General features: G+C 66.4%; 17 protein-coding genes and 2 pseudogenes. 11 read left to right on the forward strand and 8 right to left on the reverse strand.

All coding sequences use genetic code 11. The features are described 5' to 3' along the window. Positions 1–100: 100 nt before the first annotated feature. The 6 genes and pseudogenes from BAY1663_RS09585 to BAY1663_RS09610 all read right to left on the reverse strand — a co-directional run bounded on the left by BAY1663_RS09585 (position 101) and on the right by BAY1663_RS09610 (position 5,579). A pseudogene (locus BAY1663_RS09585) lies at positions 101–1,623 on the reverse strand (cytochrome D1 domain-containing protein). Further along, on the reverse strand, positions 1,614–2,450 hold the full coding sequence (gene cobA / locus BAY1663_RS09590) for a uroporphyrinogen-III C-methyltransferase (RefSeq protein ID WP_037039936.1): 837 nt from the start codon (positions 2,448–2,450) through the stop codon (positions 1,614–1,616). Before cobA ends, BAY1663_RS09585 begins: the two are co-directional and overlap by 10 nt. Positions 2,451–2,519: 69 nt before the next feature. Continuing rightward, a complete protein-coding gene (nirJ, locus tag BAY1663_RS09595; RefSeq protein ID WP_037039937.1) occupies positions 2,520–3,701 on the reverse strand; it encodes a heme d1 biosynthesis radical SAM protein NirJ in 1,182 nt (393 codons plus the stop codon). A 251-nt stretch (positions 3,702–3,952) separates the two neighbouring features. Beyond that, positions 3,953–4,201 (reverse strand): cytochrome C oxidase subunit IV family protein, encoded by a 249-nt coding sequence (locus BAY1663_RS09600; RefSeq protein WP_037039940.1) that lies wholly within the window; start codon positions 4,199–4,201, stop codon positions 3,953–3,955. Between the two features lie 27 nt (positions 4,202–4,228). After that, a complete protein-coding gene (locus BAY1663_RS09605; RefSeq protein ID WP_037039942.1) occupies positions 4,229–4,816 on the reverse strand; it encodes a cytochrome c oxidase subunit 3 in 588 nt (195 codons plus the stop codon). Next, the gene (locus BAY1663_RS09610; RefSeq protein ID WP_102894810.1) at positions 4,800–5,579 is read right to left on the reverse strand and encodes a CbbQ/NirQ/NorQ/GpvN family protein; all 780 of its coding nucleotides are present in this window, start codon (positions 5,577–5,579) and stop codon (positions 4,800–4,802) included. Before BAY1663_RS09610 ends, BAY1663_RS09605 begins: the two co-directional genes overlap by 17 nt. Positions 5,580–5,954: 375 nt before the next feature. Between BAY1663_RS09610 and nirS the strand changes: the two genes are divergently transcribed. The 11 genes and pseudogenes from nirS to BAY1663_RS09665 all read left to right on the forward strand — a co-directional run bounded on the left by nirS (position 5,955) and on the right by BAY1663_RS09665 (position 15,641). After that, a complete protein-coding gene (gene nirS, locus BAY1663_RS09615) occupies positions 5,955–7,667 on the forward strand; it encodes a nitrite reductase (RefSeq protein WP_037039946.1) in 1,713 nt (570 codons plus the stop codon). A 57-nt stretch (positions 7,668–7,724) separates the two neighbouring features. Continuing rightward, entirely contained in the window at positions 7,725–8,039 is a 315-nt protein-coding gene (locus tag BAY1663_RS09620) for a c-type cytochrome (protein ID WP_037039948.1), read from the forward strand. Positions 8,040–8,055: 16 nt separating this feature from the next. Next, complete coding sequence (locus tag BAY1663_RS09625; protein WP_037039951.1) at positions 8,056–8,397, forward strand: cytochrome c; 342 nt, start codon at positions 8,056–8,058, stop codon at positions 8,395–8,397. After that, the gene (locus BAY1663_RS09630) at positions 8,394–9,569 is read left to right on the forward strand and encodes a cytochrome D1 domain-containing protein (RefSeq protein ID WP_037039954.1); all 1,176 of its coding nucleotides are present in this window, start codon (positions 8,394–8,396) and stop codon (positions 9,567–9,569) included. The genes BAY1663_RS09625 and BAY1663_RS09630 overlap by 4 nt, the downstream gene beginning before the upstream one ends. A 1-nt stretch (position 9,570) precedes the next feature. Then, entirely contained in the window at positions 9,571–10,029 is a 459-nt protein-coding gene (locus tag BAY1663_RS09635) for an Lrp/AsnC family transcriptional regulator (protein ID WP_037039957.1), read from the forward strand. Next, entirely contained in the window at positions 10,026–10,541 is a 516-nt protein-coding gene (locus BAY1663_RS09640; protein ID WP_037039960.1) for an Lrp/AsnC family transcriptional regulator, read from the forward strand. The genes BAY1663_RS09635 and BAY1663_RS09640 overlap by 4 nt, the downstream gene beginning before the upstream one ends. Next, the gene (locus tag BAY1663_RS09645; RefSeq protein WP_037039962.1) at positions 10,534–10,977 is read left to right on the forward strand and encodes an Lrp/AsnC family transcriptional regulator; all 444 of its coding nucleotides are present in this window, start codon (positions 10,534–10,536) and stop codon (positions 10,975–10,977) included. Before BAY1663_RS09640 ends, BAY1663_RS09645 begins: the two co-directional genes overlap by 8 nt. Beyond that, positions 10,952–11,461: an Lrp/AsnC family transcriptional regulator gene (locus BAY1663_RS09650; protein ID WP_037039964.1), complete on the forward strand. Its 510-nt coding sequence runs from the start codon at positions 10,952–10,954 to the stop codon at positions 11,459–11,461. Before BAY1663_RS09645 ends, BAY1663_RS09650 begins: the two co-directional genes overlap by 26 nt. Positions 11,462–11,807: 346 nt before the next feature. Next, the gene (locus tag BAY1663_RS09655; RefSeq protein ID WP_037039967.1) at positions 11,808–12,248 is read left to right on the forward strand and encodes a cytochrome c; all 441 of its coding nucleotides are present in this window, start codon (positions 11,808–11,810) and stop codon (positions 12,246–12,248) included. Between the two features lie 45 nt (positions 12,249–12,293). Further along, the gene (locus tag BAY1663_RS09660; protein ID WP_037039969.1) at positions 12,294–13,718 is read left to right on the forward strand and encodes a cbb3-type cytochrome c oxidase subunit I; all 1,425 of its coding nucleotides are present in this window, start codon (positions 12,294–12,296) and stop codon (positions 13,716–13,718) included. A gap of 83 nt (positions 13,719–13,801) precedes the next feature. Further along, a pseudogene (locus BAY1663_RS09665) lies at positions 13,802–15,641 on the forward strand (nitric oxide reductase activation protein NorD). Positions 15,642–16,020: 379 nt separating this feature from the next. Here BAY1663_RS09665 and BAY1663_RS09670 read toward each other — a convergent pair. Then, on the reverse strand, positions 16,021–16,212 hold the full coding sequence (locus BAY1663_RS09670; RefSeq protein ID WP_037039972.1) for a hypothetical protein: 192 nt from the start codon (positions 16,210–16,212) through the stop codon (positions 16,021–16,023). Positions 16,213–16,282: 70 nt separating this feature from the next. Further along, positions 16,283–16,966 (reverse strand): Crp/Fnr family transcriptional regulator, encoded by a 684-nt coding sequence (locus BAY1663_RS09675; protein ID WP_037039974.1) that lies wholly within the window; start codon positions 16,964–16,966, stop codon positions 16,283–16,285. Positions 16,967–17,246: the final 280 nt, after the last annotated feature.

The following is a 17,246-nucleotide window of genomic DNA, read 5'->3' on the forward strand; positions in this document are numbered from 1 at the left end:
CAGTGCAATGAAAATGATTTGACCGGCAATTGTATGACGGTTGCGCTGCGCCTGGCTGCAGTGCTCGGCAACCAGGCGTGCGACGAAAGGGCAACAGCCCCTAGTGCGAAGTGCCTTCGGCGAACTCGATCTTGTTGCCGACGTTGTACTTGCCGGACGGCTTGTTCATCGGGATGCGCTTGATCTCCTCCAGGGTGTTGGCGTCGTAGACGATCAGCGCGCCCTCGGTATCCCAGACGCTGAGCAGGGCATAGCGGCCGTCGTTGGTGAACTCGACGTGGGCGGCGTTCTTGCCGGGCATCGGCCGCAAGGTGTGGGCGACTTCCAGGGTCTGTTTGTCGATCAGGTGCACGGCGTCGTTGTTCGGCCCGAAGAACACGTCGGTCCAGGCGTAGGGCGAGTTCTGCTGGCTGCGCATGAAGAACCCCGGGCCTTCGGTGGGAATCTCCTTGATCAGTTTCCAGGTTTCCAGGTCGAGCACCGAGATCAGCCCCTGGCTGACGTTCGGCGTGGCGAACACCCACTTGCCGCCGCGCTTCCAGTAGATGCCCGAGCCAGGTGCGGCATGCCCGGCAGCGGGATGTCGGTGACCGCCTGGCCGCTGTCGAGGTCGATCACCTGGCCGCCGTGGGCCTGGCGCGAGGTGGCCAGCAGGTGGCTGTAGTCGGGGGTGAAGGAGAAGTCGTCGAGGAAGTCGCGCGCCTTGATCCGCCGTGGCTCGAAGGTCGGCTCGCCGGCATAGGACAGTTCCCAGGCTTCTTTCACGTCCTTCAGCGCGACCACGAAACTGTCGCGCGGCGGCGCGGTGTACACGGCGCTGACCCGCGACGGCGTGCCGTCCTCGCCCATGGCGGGGATGTGCTTGACCAGCGACAGGTCGCGGGCATCGAGCAGCACCAGGTTGCCCGGCAGGTAGTTGCCCACCAGCACCCAGCGCCCGTCGTTGCTCACCGCCAGGTTGCGGGTGTTCAGCCCGGCGCGCACTTCGGCGACCTTGGTCAGGTTGTGCAGGTCGTACTGGCTGATCCAGCCGTCACGCGAGGCGAAATAGACGAAGCGCCCGTCCGGCGAGAACTTCGGTCCGCCATGCAGGGCGAAGTGCGACTGGAAGCGGGTCAGCGGCTCGAAGCGGTCGCCGTCGAGGATGGTCACATGATGATCGCCGGCTTCCACCACGACGAACAGGTTCAGCGGATCGGCGCCGTGCTGCGGCGTCGCCGGCAGCTTGGCCAGGTCGGCGAGCAGGCGGTGGCTGGCGCGGATGTCCGCGTCGCTCCAGCTCGGCGGAGTGGCGGGTGGCTGGTAGAGGTAGTTCACCAGGCTGGCGATCTGCGTCTCGTCCAGCACGTCGGCGTAGGCGGCCATCTGGCTGGCCGGGCGGCCTTCGCGGATCACCTTGTGGGCCTCGGCGGGCTTGATCCGGCTGAGGCTCTCCGGCAGCAGCGCCGGGCCGGCACCGCCGAGACGGTTGGCGCCGTGGCAGCTCTGGCAGTGCTGTTCGTACAGCGCCTGGGCATTCGCCGGGAGGTCGGCCGCGGCGGCCTGGGGGATGGCCAGGTCGAGGGCGACGAAGGTGGCGGCCGGCAGCGCGGCGGCCAGCAGCAGGGCAGACATCAGTTGCATAGGGCCTCCGCTACCGGCAGCGGGTCGCCGTGCAGGCGCGCCGGATGCTCGACCTGGCGCTCGGCGAACAGCCCGACCACCCGACCGATCACGGTCAGGGTCGGCGGGGTGAGCTGCTGCTCGTCGGCCATGCTCGGCAGTTGCCGCAGCGTGCAGCGCACCACCTGCTGGTTCGGGCGGGTGCCGTTGCCGATCAGGGCCGCCGGCGTGTCCACCGGCAGGCCGGCAGCGATCAGGTTGCGCGAAATTTCACCGAGGCTGGCCAGGCCCATGTAGAACACCAGGGTCTGGCCGCCCTTGGCCAGCGCCTCCCACGGCAGGTGCAGTTCGCCGTTGGCCTGCAGGTGGCCGGTGATGAACTGGCAGGAGTGGGCCAGGTCGCGGTGGGTCAGCGGGATGCCGGCGTAGGCGCTGCAGCCGGCGGCGGCGGTGATGCCGGGCACCACCTGGCAGCCGATGCCGCGCTGCAAGAGGAATTCGAGCTCCTCGGCGCCGCGGCCGAAGATGAACGGGTCACCGCCCTTGAGGCGTACCACGCGCTTGTCCTGCCGGGCCAGGGTGGCCAGCAGCTGGTTGATCTCCGGTTGCGGCAGGCTGTGGTAGCCGCTGGTCTTGCCGACGTAGTGGCGGCTGCAGCTCGCCGGCAGCAGGGCCATCAGGTCGTCGCTGACCAGGCGGTCGTAGACCACGGCGTCGGCCTGTTGCAGCAGACTCCAGGCGCGCAGGGTGAGCAGGCCGGGGTCTCCCGGGCCGGCGCCGACCAGAGCGACTTCGCCGGGGGCGAACGTGGCGCTCAGCGAAGCGGGAAGTGTGAGTGGCTGGTCCATGCGGTGCTCCTGAATTCTCATCGGGCTTACGGAGTGCTTGCTGCGGCACGTGGCGGCCGCTTTGATCGATCAGATGGCGATGCTGGGGATGCGCACGGGTGTCGGCAGGCCGATCTCCTCGTCGGAGAGGTAGCAGCCGGGGTCTTCGCCCCAGAGATTGCCTTCGGCCCAGGCGCGGGTGCGGGTGTTGCCGTTGCAGATCGGCAGCCAGCGGCATTCGGCGCAGCGTCCGCCGACGGCGCGCGGGTGCTGGCGCAGTTGCTCGAGCAGCGGCGCGGGAGCCTCCAGCCAGATGTCGCGGAAGCGCTGGCGGCGCACGTTGCCGACGGTGTGCTGCCACCAGTAAGTGTCCGGATGCACGTCGCCGATGTTGTCGATGTTGGCGATGCCGCTGCCCGAGGCGTTGCCGCCCCAGGCGCGCAGCAACTGCTCCAGGCGCTCGCGGTGTTCGGGCAGGCGCTCCTCGACCCACTGCAGCAGGAGGATGGCGTCGGCGTCGTTGTTGCCGCTGACGAAATCGGTCTCGCGGCCGTGCTGCACGTCGTCCCAGGCCTGCTCGAACAGCTGGCGCATGGCGTCGCGGGTCATCTGGTGGTGGGCGTCGGCCTTGCGGCTGCGCTTGCCGCGGCCGCTGTAGTTGAGGTGCGAGAGGTAGAACTTCTGCACGTCGTGCTCGCGCATCAGCGCCAGGATGGCCGGCAGTTGCGGGTAGTTGTTCTGCGTCAGGGTGGTGCGCAGGCCGACGCGGATGTCGTGCTGGCGGCACAGATCGATGGCGTGCATGGAGGCGGCGAAGCTGCCCTTGAGCTGGCGCCATTCGTCGTGCACCGCTTCCAGCCCGTCGATGCTGATGCCGACGTAGTCGAAGCGCGCCGCGGCGATGCGTGCGATGTTGCTTTCGTCGATCAGCGTGCCGTTGGTCGACAGGGCGACGAAGAAGCCCTTGTCGCGGGCGTAGTCGGCGAGCTGGAAGATGTCGTCGCGCAGCAGCGGTTCGCCGCCGGAGAGGATCAGCACGCGTACGCCGGCCTCCTGCAGTTCGTCGATCACCTTCAGCGCTTCGGCGGTATCCAGCTCGTCGCGGAACTCGCTGTCGGCGGAGGTGGCGTAGCAGTGCTTGCAGGTCAGGTTGCAGCGCCGCAGCAGGTTCCAGATCACCACCGGTGGTCGGGTGCCGCTGGCGCTGCGGGCACCGAGCACGGGCAGGGTCGGCCGGGCCAGGGCGCGCAGGTAATGGCTGATTCTCAACATGAGCGTCTCTCCTCATGACGCGCCAAAAACGGGGCGTGACGCGTGATTCGATGGCTGCAGAATCTCCGACGGCGCGCTCGCCATCCTTGATCGGAAACAACAAATGGGTGCGTAGGCGCTGGACCGCGGTGGGCGATCTTGGCCATGCGGTCCGGCATGGCCTGCGTAGGGTGGATCACGCCTCACCGATCCACCTTGCGCTTGATCGCCGTTGGTGGACTGAAGCCCACCCTATGGACTGCGTTGTGACGCTAGCGCAGCGCCAGCAGCACGCCGGCGGCCATCGCCAGCGGCCAGCCGAGCAGCAGCAGGCGCCACAGTCGCGGCGCGTGGCGCAATTCCATGAAGCCCTCGGTGATCAGCCAGGCCTTGCCCAGCGCGGCGAGCAGTACGGCGCCGGCTAGCAGCAGGGTCGAGCCGGCGCTGCCCAGCAGCACGGTGGAGATCGACAGTATGGCCAGCCCCAACCAGCAGGCGACCAGGGTCTTGGTAGCGGACATCACTTGCCTCGTCGTCAACGGCCCTGATCAGTTCAGTACGTAGACCAGGGGGAACAGCAGCACCCAGACCAGATCGACCATGTGCCAGTAGAGCACCCCGGATTCCAGCCCGCTGTGCTCCTCCGGCCGGTAGGCGCGGCGGCGGCAGCGCTCGGCCAGCCAGGCGAGGATCACCATGCCCAGCAGCACGTGGAGGAAGTGGAAGCCGGTGAGGATCCAGTACAGGGTGAAGAAGGTGTTGTGCTCGATATCCAGCCCGAGCCCGGCCAGGTGCCCGTACTCGTTGAGCTTGAGCACCACGTAGATGCAGGCCGACGCCAGCGCGACGAGCAGCAGCAACGCCGCGCGCCCCTGCTTGGCCTTGCGCACCTGCTCCACCGCCAGCGCGGCGAGCAGGCCGGAGGTCAGCAGGCTGAGGGTCAGCGCCAGGCCGATGGAGCTGTCCAGCGCCGCACGGCTCTCGCCGAACAGCTGCGGATGGAACATCTGCGTGAATGCGAAGGCCAGGATCAGGATGGCGAACACGCTCAACTCGGCGAGAATGAAGAACCACATCGCCAGGTCGCCCGGCAAGCGCCGGCCGGGGGCGGCGAGTATTTCAGCCGAAGTGGACATCGACCACATCCATCAGTGCGGTAACGGTCTGCGGGTCGTCCGACAGCGGCTCGGCGAGGCAGGCCAGGCAGGCCTGCCGCGGCGTCATGCCGGAGCGGATCATCCGCGCGGTGAAGATCAGCAGGCGGGTCGAGGCGACTTCCTCCAGGTCGTGCTGCTCCAGCCGGCGCAAGGCCTGGCCGAGCTTGACCACCTGCGCCGCGAGCCCGGCATCCACCTGCGCCTCGTTGGCGACGATGCGCTCCTCCTCGGCGGCCGGCGGGTAGTCGAAGCGCATCGCCACGAAACGCTGGCGGGTGCTCGGCTTCATGCCCTTGAGCAGGTTCTGGTAGCCGGGGTTGTAGGACACCACCAGCATGAAGCCCGGCGGCGCCTTGAGCGCTTCGCCGGTGCGCTCGATGAACAGCTCGCGCCGGTCGTCGGCCAGCGGGTGCAGCACCACGGCGGTGTCCTGGCGTGCCTCGACCACTTCGTCCAGGTAGCAGATGCCGCCTTCGCGCACCGCGCGGGTCAGCGGCCCGTCCTGCCACCAGGTGCCCTGGGCGCCGATCAGGTGACGGCCGACCAGGTCGGCGGCGGAAAGGTCGTCGTGACAGGCCACGGTATACAGCGGCAGGTTCAGGCGATGTGCCATGTGCTGCACGAAGCGGGTCTTGCCACAGCCGGTCGGGCCCTTGATCAGCACCGGCATGCCGTGGCGCCAGGCCTGCTCGAACAGCACCTCCTCGTTGCCCAGCGGCTGATAGAAGGGCGCGTCCGGCATGCCAGCGGCAGTTGGGATTTCAGGCGCATTCACAGGCAATACCTCACTGCGGCAGTTGGTTAAGCATCTGTCGCCAAGCTACCGGTCGCGGCGTTCCCAGCTCAAGCCATCCGCCGGCAAAGCTTGATTGCGATCAAGTCCCGGCGGAATTGGCGGCCAGGCGGCGCTCGCCTTGCGTTGGCGTGTGCCACGTTCGGCCGGCTGCCCCGCGACAAGGCGTCACGCTTGTGGGGTCTCGGGGGTTCTCTTGATTGTCGTCAAGCGCTTGACGATTTGGCCTCTCCTAGGATGCAGGCGCACCAATCAAGCACCGGGAATTGCCGCACCGCCGTCACTTAGCAGGAATCGCATGAAGCGATTCAGAGGAGAAACAGTATGCGCAAACCACTACTGGCCGGACTTGTAGCCGGCTTTTCGTTGCTCGCACTGGGCGTCGCCCAGGCGCAGAACAATCCGGAAGACAAAGCCGAGGCCGCCTACAAGGGCCAGGCCTCGACCATCGACCCTGCCAGCGCCCAGGTCGTGCGTTCTCCCGGCGCCCCCGATCTGAACGCCGTCGAATTCGAGCAGGCCAAGGAAATCTACTTCCAGCGCTGCGCCGGCTGCCACGGCGTGCTGCGCAAGGGCGCGACCGGCAAGCCGCTGACCCCGGACATCACCCAGGAGCGTGGCCAGGCCTACCTGGAAGCGCTGATCACCTACGGCTCGCCCGCCGGCATGCCGAACTGGGGCACCTCCAATTCGCTGACCAAAGATCAGATCACGCTGATGGCCAAGTACATCCAGCACACGCCGCCGACTCCGCCGGAGTGGGGCATGGCCGAGATGAAGAACTCCTGGAAGGTCCTGGTCAAGCCGGAAGATCGTCCGAAGAAGCAGATGAACAATCTGGATCTGGCGAACCTGTTCTCCGTCACCCTGCGTGACGACGGCAAGATCGCGCTGATCGACGGCGGCAGCAAGAAGATCGTCAAGACCATCGACACCGGCTACGCCGTGCACATCTCGCGCATGTCCGCCTCCGGCCGCTACCTGCTGGTGATCGGTCGCGACGCCAAGATCGACATGATCGACCTGTGGGCCAAGGAGCCGACCAAGGTCGCCGAGATCAAGGTGGGTATCGAGGCGCGCTCGGTGGAGACCTCCAAGTACAAGGGCTACGAGGACAAGTACGTGATCGCCGGCGACTACTGGCCGCCGCAGTTCACCATCATGGATGGCGAGACCCTGCAACCGCTGCAGATCGTCTCCACCCGCGGCATGACCGTGGACAAGCAGGAGTACCACCCGGAACCGCGCGTGGCGGCGATCATCGCCTCGCACGAGCACCCCGAGTTCATCGTCAACGTCAAGGAAACCGGCAAGATCCTGCTGGTCAACTACAAGGACATCGACAACCTCACCACCACCAGCATCAACGCCGCGCCGTTCCTGCACGACGGTGGCTGGGACAGCACGCACCGCTACTTCATGACGGCGGCCAACAACTCCAACAAAGTGGCGGTGGTCGACTCCAAGGAACGCAAGCTGAGCGCGCTGGTTGAAGTCGGCAAGATCCCGCACCCGGGACGTGGCGCCAACTTCACGCACCCCAAATACGGTCCGGTCTGGGCGACCAGCCACCTCGGCGACGAGAGCATTTCGCTGATCGGTACCGATCCGAAGAACCACCCGCAATACGCCTGGAAACACGTCGACAGCCTCAAGGGCCAGGGCGGTGGTTCGCTGTTCATCAAGACCCATCCGAAGTCCAAGCACCTGTACCTGGATACCACCTTCCACCCGGATGCCAATGTCAGCCAGTCGGCCGCGGTATTCGACATCGACAACCTGGAGGCCGGTTTCAAGGTGCTGCCGATCGGCGAGTGGGCCGGCCTGAAGGACGGTGCCAAGCGTGTCGTGCAGCCTGAGTACAACGAAGCCGGCGACGAGGTGTGGTTCTCGGTGTGGAGCGGTCAGGAGGATGAATCGGCCATCGTGGTGGTCGATGACAAGACCCTGAAGCTCAAAACAGTGATCAAGGACAAAAGGTTGATTACCCCAACCGGTAAATTTAACGTCCACAACACTCAGTATGACGTGTACTGAGTTAACCAGGGGGCGGGCCTCAAGATCCGCCCCCGCTTTAGCCTTGAGGAAGTACTCATGAAGAAAGTTCTGCTCCCATTGCTCGCCCTTGGCGGCGCGCTGGCCCTGCAGCCGGCGTTCGCACAGGACGGCGAAGCGCTGTTCAAGAGCAAGCCCTGCGCTGCGTGCCATAGCATCGACGCCAAGCTGGTCGGCCCGGCTTTCAAGGAAGTCGCCGCCAAGTACGCAGGCCAGGACGGCGCCGCCGACCTGCTCGCCGGGCACATCAAGAACGGCAGCCAGGGCGTCTGGGGTCCGATCCCGATGCCGCCAAACCCTGTCACCGAAGAAGAAGCCAAGATCCTCGCCGAGTGGGTTCTTAGCCAGAAGTAATACCCTGGAGGACGTCATGATCCAGTCCCGCCATGCAGTATCGCGTCTGGGGCTCGCCCTGGCGTCCTTCCTCCTGATTCCCGCTGCCCTGGCCGCGGCGCCCACGCCCGAGCGCCAGGTTCAGCTCGACCATCTGCTCCTGCAGGACTGTGGCTCTTGCCACGGCCTGCGCATGACCGGCGGCCTCGGGCCGGCGCTGACCCGCGAAGCGCTTGCCGGCAAACCCCGCGACAGCCTGATCGCCACCGTCACCCACGGCCGCCCCGGCACCGCCATGCCCGGCTGGAAGGCCCTGCTGGACGAGGCGGACATCGCCTGGCTGGTCGACCGTCTACTCGAAGGATATCCCAAGCCATGATTCGTCCTTTTCTGCTGCTGGCCGCGGCCGCCTTGCTCACGGCCTGCGCGCAACACCCGCTGCGCGGCACGGGCGACCTCGGCGTGGTGGTGGAGCGCGCCACCGGCAGCGTGCAGATCATCGAGAGCAGCAGCCAGAGCCGCATCGCCCGCGTCGAAGGGCTGGGCGACCTGTCCCACGCCTCGGTGGTGTTTTCCCGCGATGAGCGCTATGCCTACGTATTCGGCCGCGACGGCGGACTGACCAAGGTCGACCTGCTGCGCCAGCGCATCGACCGGCGCGTGGTGCAGGGCGGCAACAGCATCGGCGGCGCGATCAGCCAGGACGGCACGCTGATCGCCGTCGGCAACTACGAGCCGGGCGGGGTCAAGGTCTTCGACGCCAGCACCCTGGCACTGGTCGCCGACATCCCCGCCACGCCGCTGGCCGACGGCAGCCGCAACTCGCGGGTGGTCGGCGTGATCGATGCGCCCGGTCGGCGCTTCATCTACAGCCTGTTCGATACCAATGAAACCTGGCTGCTGGACTTCAGCCAGGGCAACACGCCGCAGATCACCCGTTTCGACGACATCGGCAAGCAACCCTACGACGCGCTGCTGACCCCGGAGGGCCGCTACTACATCGCCGGGCTGTTCGGCGAGGACGGCATGGGCAAGATCGACCTGTGGCATCCGGAGCGCGGCGTCGAGCGCATTCTCGATGGCTACGGCCGCGGCCAGGAAAAACTGCCGGTGTACAAGATGCCCCACCTGGAGGGCTGGACCGTCGCCGGCAACCAGACCTTCGTCCCGGCCATCGGCCAGCATCGCGTGCTGGTGATGGATTCGCAGAGCTGGAAGCAGACCGACGCCATCGACGTCGCCGGCCAGCCGGTGTTCGTCATGGCCCGCCCCGATGCACGGCAGATCTGGGTCAACTTCGCCCATCCGGACAACCACCGGGTCCAGGTCATCGACAGCGAGACCCGCCAGATCATCGCCGACCTGGAGCCGGGGCCGGCGGTACTGCACATGGAGTTCACCGCGCGCGGCGACCAGCTGTGGCTGTCGGTTCGCGACGGCAACGAGGTGCAGGTGTGGGACCCCTATCGCCTGGAGCTGATCAAGCGCCTGCCGGCCGAGAGCCCGAGCGGCATCTTCTTCAGCAGCCGTGCCCACGAGACGGGGTTGTGACATGCACATCGACAGCCTCAGCCGCCGCCTGATCGACCGTTACCAGCACGGCATGCCGCTGTGCGCCGCGCCTTACCGCGCGATGGCCGAGGAGCTGGGCTGCAGCGAGGCCGAGGTGCTCGCTTGCCTCGAGCGGCTGCAGGACGGCGGCGGTCTCTCGCGTGTCGGGCCGGTATTCGAGCACAGCCGCGCCGGCGCCAGTACCCTGGTCGCGCTGGCCGTGCCGCAGGCGCGGCTGGAGCAGGTCGCCGCGCGCATCAACGCCTACCCCGAGGTCAACCACAACTACCTGCGCGAGCATCGCTACAACCTCTGGTTCGTGCTGACCGGGCCCGATCGCCCGCACATCGACCGCCTGCTCGCCGAGATCGAGGCCGATACCGGGCTGGTGCCGCTCGATCTGCCGATGCTGCACGCCTACCGCATCGACCTGGGCTTTCCACTGGGAGAACCATCATGAACGCCGGCCTGAACGAGTTGCAGGCGATGCACCTGCGGCGCCTGCTCGAAGGCGGCCTGCCGCTGGATGCGCGCCCCTATCGACGGCTCGCCGAGCAGGTCGGCGCCAGCGAGGCGCAGGTCCTCGAGCAGATCCAGCGCTGGCAGGACGAGGGCCTGTTCCGGCGCGTCGGCCTGGTGCTCAAGCACCGTGCCCTGGGTTTTCGGGCCAATGCCATGCTGGTGCTGGACATCCCCGACGCGCAGGTCGACGAGGTGGGCCGCCGGCTCGGCCAGGCCGCCGGCGTCAACCTCTGCTACCAGCGGCCGCGGCGCCTGCCGCAATGGCCGTACAACCTGTTCTGCATGGTCCATGGGCGCGAACGCGAGCAGGTCTGCCAGCTGATCGCGGCGCTGCTCGCCGCCAACGGCCTCGACGAAGTGCCGCATCAACTGCTGTTCAGCACGCGCGCCTTCAAGCAATGCGGCGGCCGCTATGCCCCGCCGCCGGCCAGGGAGGTTGCCAATGGATGAATTCGACCGGCAACTGATCAATCGTCTGCAGCACGGCCTGCCGCTGGTTCGCCACCCCTGGCAGGCACTGGCTGAGGAACTGGGCAGCACCTCCGAGGCGTTGCGCGCGCGGGTGCAGGCGCTGCTGGACGACGGCGTGCTGACCCGCTTCGGGCCGATGTTCGATATCGAGCGCCTGGGCGGTGCCTTCACCCTCGCGGCGCTGGCGGTGCCCGAGGCGCGCTTCGACGAGGTCGCCGCGCAACTCGCGGCGATGCCGGAGGTGGCGCACAACTATCGCCGTGAACACCCCTGGAACATGTGGTTCGTGCTCGGTTGCGCGACCCCGCAGGGCATCGCCGAAACCGTGGCGCGCATCGAGGCGCAGACCGGGCTCGTGGTGCTCAACCTGCCGAAGGAGGAAACCTATCATGTCGGATTGCATTTCCCCGTCTGACCGGGCCCTGGCGCAACGCCTGGTGGCGCTCACCGAAGCCGGCCTGCCGCTGGTCGAGGACCCCTGGGCCTGGCTCGCCGGCGAACTCGATCTCCCGGTGGACGAGACCCTGGCGCTGCTGCAGCGGCTGCAGGCCGCCGGTGCGATTCGCCGCATCGCCGCCGTGCCCAACCACTACCGCCTGGGCTACCGGCACAACGGCATGACCGTATGGGACGTCGACGATGCCGAGATCGAGCGCCTCGGCGCGCTGATCGGCGCGCAGCCCTTCGTCAGCCACTGCTATCGCCGGCCGCGCCGCGAGGGCTGGCCGTACAACCTGTTCGCCATGGTCCACGGCCGCGACGCGGCGGCCATCGAGGCCTACCGCAACCAGATCCGCGCCTTGCTCGGCAAGGCCTGTCGCGGTGACGAGATGCTGGTTTCCAGCCGCATCCTGAAAAAGACCGGCCTGCGCGTCGGCACCCTGCAGCGCAGCGCCTGAGAAAGCCGCTGGTGGGGGGCGTAGGTTGGGTTGAGCGCAGCGAAGCCCAACACGCGACCGCCCAGGCGCTGCCTCCGCATGGCGCTGGGCTTCGACGCGAATGCCTCGCCTGTCTTTCGCGGCACGTACATGGCGACGGGCGATGGCTGGGCCTCGACGCTTTGCGCCGCAACCCCACCTACGCGCACCGGGCGGACATTGCCCCCGATGCTCTGCCGCACCGCATACCACCCTTTGAGGCTCCGGAAAGCCCGACTGCCACGTTCAGGTTTTTCTTGATTGCCATCAAGCAGGTTTCGATAGCCTCCTTCTTAAACTGGCCACGCCAAGCCATGAGGAGGCGACCATGTCCGAGACCTTCACCAAAGGGATGGCCAGGAATATCTACTTCGGAGGAAGCGTGTTCTTCTTCCTGGTATTCCTCGGCCTGACCTACCACACAGAGCAGACCTTCCCCGAGCGATCGAACGATTCGGAAATGACCGAAGCGGTAGTGCGCGGCAAGGCGGTCTGGGAAAACAACAACTGCATCGGCTGCCACAGCCTGCTCGGCGAGGGCGCCTATTTCGCGCCGGAGCTGGGCAACGTATTCGTCCGTCGCGGCGGCGAGGAGGCCTTCAAGCCCTTCCTGCACGCCTGGATGAAGGCTCAGCCCCTCGGGGCGCCAGGTCGCCGGGCGATGCCGCAATTCAATCTGACCGAGCAGCAAGTTGACGATATGGCGGAGTTCCTCAAGTGGACTTCGAAGATCGATACCAACAACTGGCCGCCGAACAAGGAGGGTTGAGTGTGATGGGCGTCTTTGTTTTCCAATCCATAGGAGGGCCACGAGATGGGCATCATTAACCCGCATCTCAAATTCCAATCGCAGGCCGTCGCCAAGCCCTATTTCGTGTTTGCGCTGATGCTGTTCGTCGGGCAGATCCTGTTCGGCCTGATCATGGGCCTGCAATACGTGGTCGGCGATTTCCTGTTCCCGCTGCTGCCCTTCAACGTGGCGCGGATGGTTCATACCAACCTGCTGATCGTCTGGTTGCTGTTCGGCTTCATGGGCGCGGCCTACTACCTCATTCCCGAGGAAGCGGACCGCGAGCTGCATAGCCCGAAACTGGCGCTGATCCTGTTCTGGGTGTTCGCCGCCGCCGGCGTGCTGACCATCCTCGGCTACCTGTTCGTGCCTTACGCCGGGCTGGCCGCGATGACCGGCAACGACCTGCTGCCGACCATGGGACGCGAGTTCCTCGAGCAGCCGACGATCACCAAGATCGGTATCGTGGTGGTGGCCCTGGGCTTCCTCTACAACATCGGCATGACCATGCTCAAGGGTCGCAAGACCGTGGTCAGCACGGTGATGATGACCGGTCTGATCGGCCTCGCGGTGTTCTTCCTGTTCTCCTTCTACAACCCGGAGAACCTGGCGCGCGACAAGTATTACTGGTGGTTCGTCGTGCACCTGTGGGTGGAAGGCGTGTGGGAACTGATCATGGGTTCGATGCTGGCCTTCGTCCTGATCAAGATCACCGGCGTGGACCGCGAAGTGGTCGAGAAGTGGCTGTACGTGATCATCGCCATGGCCCTGATCACCGGCATCATCGGTACCGGCCACCACTTCTTCTGGATCGGCGCGCCGACCGTGTGGCTGTGGCTGGGTTCGATCTTCTCCGCCATGGAACCGCTGCCGTTCTTCGCCATGGTGCTGTTCGCCCTGAACATGGTGAACCGTCGTCGTCGCGAGCATCCGAACAAGGCCGCTTCGCTGTGGGCCATCGGCACCACCGTGACCGCGTTCCTCGGCGCTGGCGTGTGGGGCTTCCTGCACACCCTGGCACCGGTGAACTACTACACCCACGGTTCGCAGATCACCGCCGCGCATGGCCACCTGGCCTTCTACGGCGCCTACGCGATGATCGTGATGACCATGATCAGCTACGCCATGCCGCGCCTGCGTGGCCTGGGTGAAGCGCCGGATGCACAGGCGCAGCGGGTCGAGATCTGGGGCTTCTGGCTGATGACCATCTCCATGGTCGCCATCACCCTGTTCCTCACCGCCGCGGGCGTGGTCCAGGTCTGGCTGCAGCGCATTCCCGCCGATGGTGCCGCCATGTCGTTCATGAATACCGCCGACCAGCTGGCCATCTTCTTCTGGCTGCGCCTGATCGCCGGGGTGTTCTTCCTGATCGGCCTGGGTTGCTACCTGTACAGCTTCCGCCAGCGCGGTCGTGTGACGGTCGCAGCGGCAGCCGCCAGCGCAGCCTGAGACGGCGCGCAATGAGAACCGACGGCCCGGCTGGTACTAGCGGGCCGTCGTGCTTTTTCCCCGCCTGCACGGAGTAACCCGCCATGGCCTTTACCATCGAAGTGGAAGAGTGGGTCGGCAGCGTCTGGCACCGCTTCATCACCCGCCGCGCCAGCCCCGATTTCCCCGAGGCGCGGGTCGAGCTGGAAAGCATGCAACGGCCGCTGTCGCTGCTGTTCCGCGCCATGGGCGGGGCCAGCGGCGTCGCTGTCGAAGCCGCCAGCGCGCGGGATCTGCTGCTGCGGCGCAACCTGCTGCAACAGGTCGCCGGCACCTGCAAGCAGTTGCCGGTGGCCTGGTGCGACCGCAACAACCTGCGGCTTCCGCAAAGCCTCGCGGTGTACCCCGAGGTGGCGCTGAACCAGGATCTGTATCGCTGGCTGGCGCTGCTCGCGGCGCAGGCGGGCGAGATGCGCCATTGGGCGCGTGACAACCAGCGCTGGACCCTGGCGCTGCTCGAACGCTTTCCGGCCATGTGGCCACGCTACCAGCGGTTGGTCGAGGCGCACCTGCAACTGCGCCCGGACCCGAGCCAGCTGCCCAAGGCCGAGGCCGCGCTGGAAGCGGCGCTATGCCAGGCCCTGCGCGAGCCGGGCAGCGTCGACCGGTTCCCGCGCAGCGAGCGCGCGCCCTGGCCGCTGCCGCTGTGGCTGTATCCGGCGGAAAACCTCGGTGAACCGCAGGCCGCGGATCGTGGCGAGGACGGCGAGGGCAATCTGGAAACCCCGCCCGGTGGCGAGTCGCGCCAGCGCAAGCGCGCCCGGCGAGTCGAGGAAAGCACCAGCAAGGGCGGCCTGCTGCTGTTCCGCCTGGAGAACCTGTTCAGCTGGTCCGAACACATCGAACTGGATCGCTGCGGCGACGATACCGAGGACCTCGATGCCGCCCGCGTCGCCGAGGACCTCGACGAACTGGCGCTGTCGCGCCAGCGCATGCGCCAGGGCGGCGGACTCAAGCTGGACCTGGACCTGCCTGCGGCGGATTTCGACGACGTGCCGCTGGGCGAGGGCATCAAGCTGCCCGAGTGGGACTACCGCAAGCAGTGCCTGCAACCCGATTTCGTCAACCTGCAGCTGATGCTGCCGCGCGGCTCCGAGGCCAAGCCGCTGCCGCTGCACCTGTCGCCGCTGGCGCGGCGCCTGCGCCGGCAGTTCGAGCACCTGCGCAACGATCGCCAGTGGCTGCGCCAGCAACCCCAGGGGTCGGAACTGGACATGCAGGCCTGGCTGGATTTCCACGTCGAGCGGCAGAACGGCCAGTGCGCCGAGCGCGGGCTGTTCATGGAACAGCGGCAGAACCGCCGCGACCTGGCCTGTCTGCTGCTGGCCGACCTGTCGATGTCCACCGACGCGCACCTGGACAACGAGCACCGGGTGATCGACGTGGTCACCGACAGCTGCTGCTGTTCGGCGAGGCGCTGTCGGCGGTGGGTGATCCGTTCGCCCTCTACGGCTTCTCCTCGCTGCGCCGCCAGCAGGTGCGCATGCAGGAGCTGAAAAGCTTCCGCCAGCCTACGGCGACGAGACCCGCGGACGCATCCAGGCGCTCAAGCCCGGCTACTACACCCGCATGGGCGCGGCTATCCGCCACGCCACCGAACTGCTCGGTGCCTGCAAGCAGCGGCGCAAGCTGCTGCTGCTGGTCACCGATGGCAAGCCCAACGATCTGGATCTGTACGAGGGCCGCTACGGCGTCGAGGACACCCGCCAGGCGGTGATGGAGGCGCGCAAGCAGGGCCTGCTGCCGTTCTGCATCACCATCGACCGCGAGGCCGGCGACTACCTGCCGTACATGTTCGGTGCCAACGGCTACACCCTGATCAAGGAGCCGCAGCAACTGCCGTTCCGCCTGCCGCAGCTGTACAAGCAACTGACCCAGTCGTAGGGTGGATGTCGCCTTTTACATCCACCGCGATGCCGCTCGGTGGATGGCCACCCCGTGGATCGGTGGAGCGTGATCCACCTACGGTGGCCGCGAGGCATTGCGGGGCAGGTAGGGTGGATGTCGCTTTTTACATCCACCGTGGTGCCGCTCGGTGGATCGGCGGAGCGTGATCCACCCTACGGTGGCCGCGAGATATTGCGGGGCAGGTAGGGTGGATGTCGCTTTTTACATCCACCATGGCGTGGCCCGGTGGATCGATGAAGCGTGATCCACCCTACGGTGGCCGCGAGGTATTGCGGGGCAGGTAGGGTGGATGTCGCCTTTTACATCCACCGCGATGCCGCTCGGTGGATCGATGAAGCGTGATCCACCCTACGGGTCAGAACAGATACCGCGGCAACCAGATGATCATCACGGCGCAGAACAGCGCGAGGCCGATGCAGAACCACAGGAAACGCCGCTGGCGGCGCTCCGGGGCGCTGTCGGCCCGTTCGGGCAAGGGCATGCCGCAGTTGTCGCATTCGGCTTGCCGCGGCGGGTTGTCTTGCTGGCAGTAAAGGCACTTGGCCATGGACGGTCGCTCCTCCTGACCGATAAAGCCTGGCATGGCCCGAAAGCCGCAGGCTTTGATGACGATCAACTCACTCGAACTGCTCGAGGCGCTGGCGGTCGAGGATGGTGATCTGCCGGCCTTCCTGGGTGATGATCCCTTCGTCGATCAGCCGGCGGATGATCCGCGAGAAGGTCTCCGGCTGGATCGACAGGTGCCCGGCGACCAGTTGCTTGGCCATCGGCAGTTCGAAGCTGTTGCTGCCGTCCTTGACCCGCGCCAGTTGCGTCAGCAGATAGCGCACCACGCGGTGGGTGGCGTTCTTCAGCGACAGCGTCTCGATCTCGTTGATGCGCTGGTGCAGGCGCACGCAGAGCTTGCCGAGCAGGGCGAAGGACAGCCGCTGGTTGGCCTCCAGCAGGCGCATGTAGGCGGCGTTGGAGAAGCGGTAGACCTGCGATGGGCACACCGCCTGCGCCGAGGCGACGTAGTTGGGCGTGTCCATCAGCATCATGGCTTCGGCGAAGGTCTGGCGGTTGCCGATGACCTCGAAGACCTTTTCCTGGCCGTCCGGGGTCAGGCGGTAGACTTTCACCGCGCCGGAAATGACGAAGTAGAAGCTGTGCGCCGGTTCGCCCTGGTGGAACAGGTTGTCGCCCTTGTCCAGGTTGAGCAACTGGCTGGAATTGAGCAGTTCCTCCATCTGTTCCTCGTTCAATGGCTCGAACAGGTGATGGCTGCGGAGAATCTGGTGGTGTACGCGGTGAAGCACCATGCAAGGCGTCCTGTTTCTAGTTGAGCGATGACGACACAGCCTAGCGCATATGCCATCGGGAAAGCAGGCCAGACCGTGATGACGATCAAGGGCTGGCGAGCGGGCTCATTCGTTCTATTTAGTGGAGGCGGGCGCCGAAACCGTCGCGCCAGAGCGGTTCGTCGAACAGCTGCGGATAGTGCTCGAGCGCGCTGGCGATGCGCGCGAGGGCCTGCTCGCGCCGGCCGGCTTCAGGCAGCGTCGCCGCGCCTGCAGCAGCTCGGCCAGCAGCCCGTGCAGG

The organism is Pseudomonas sp. BAY1663 (genome assembly GCF_000582595.1).
GTDB classification, from domain to species: Bacteria; Pseudomonadota; Gammaproteobacteria; order Pseudomonadales; family Pseudomonadaceae; genus Stutzerimonas; species Stutzerimonas stutzeri_AF.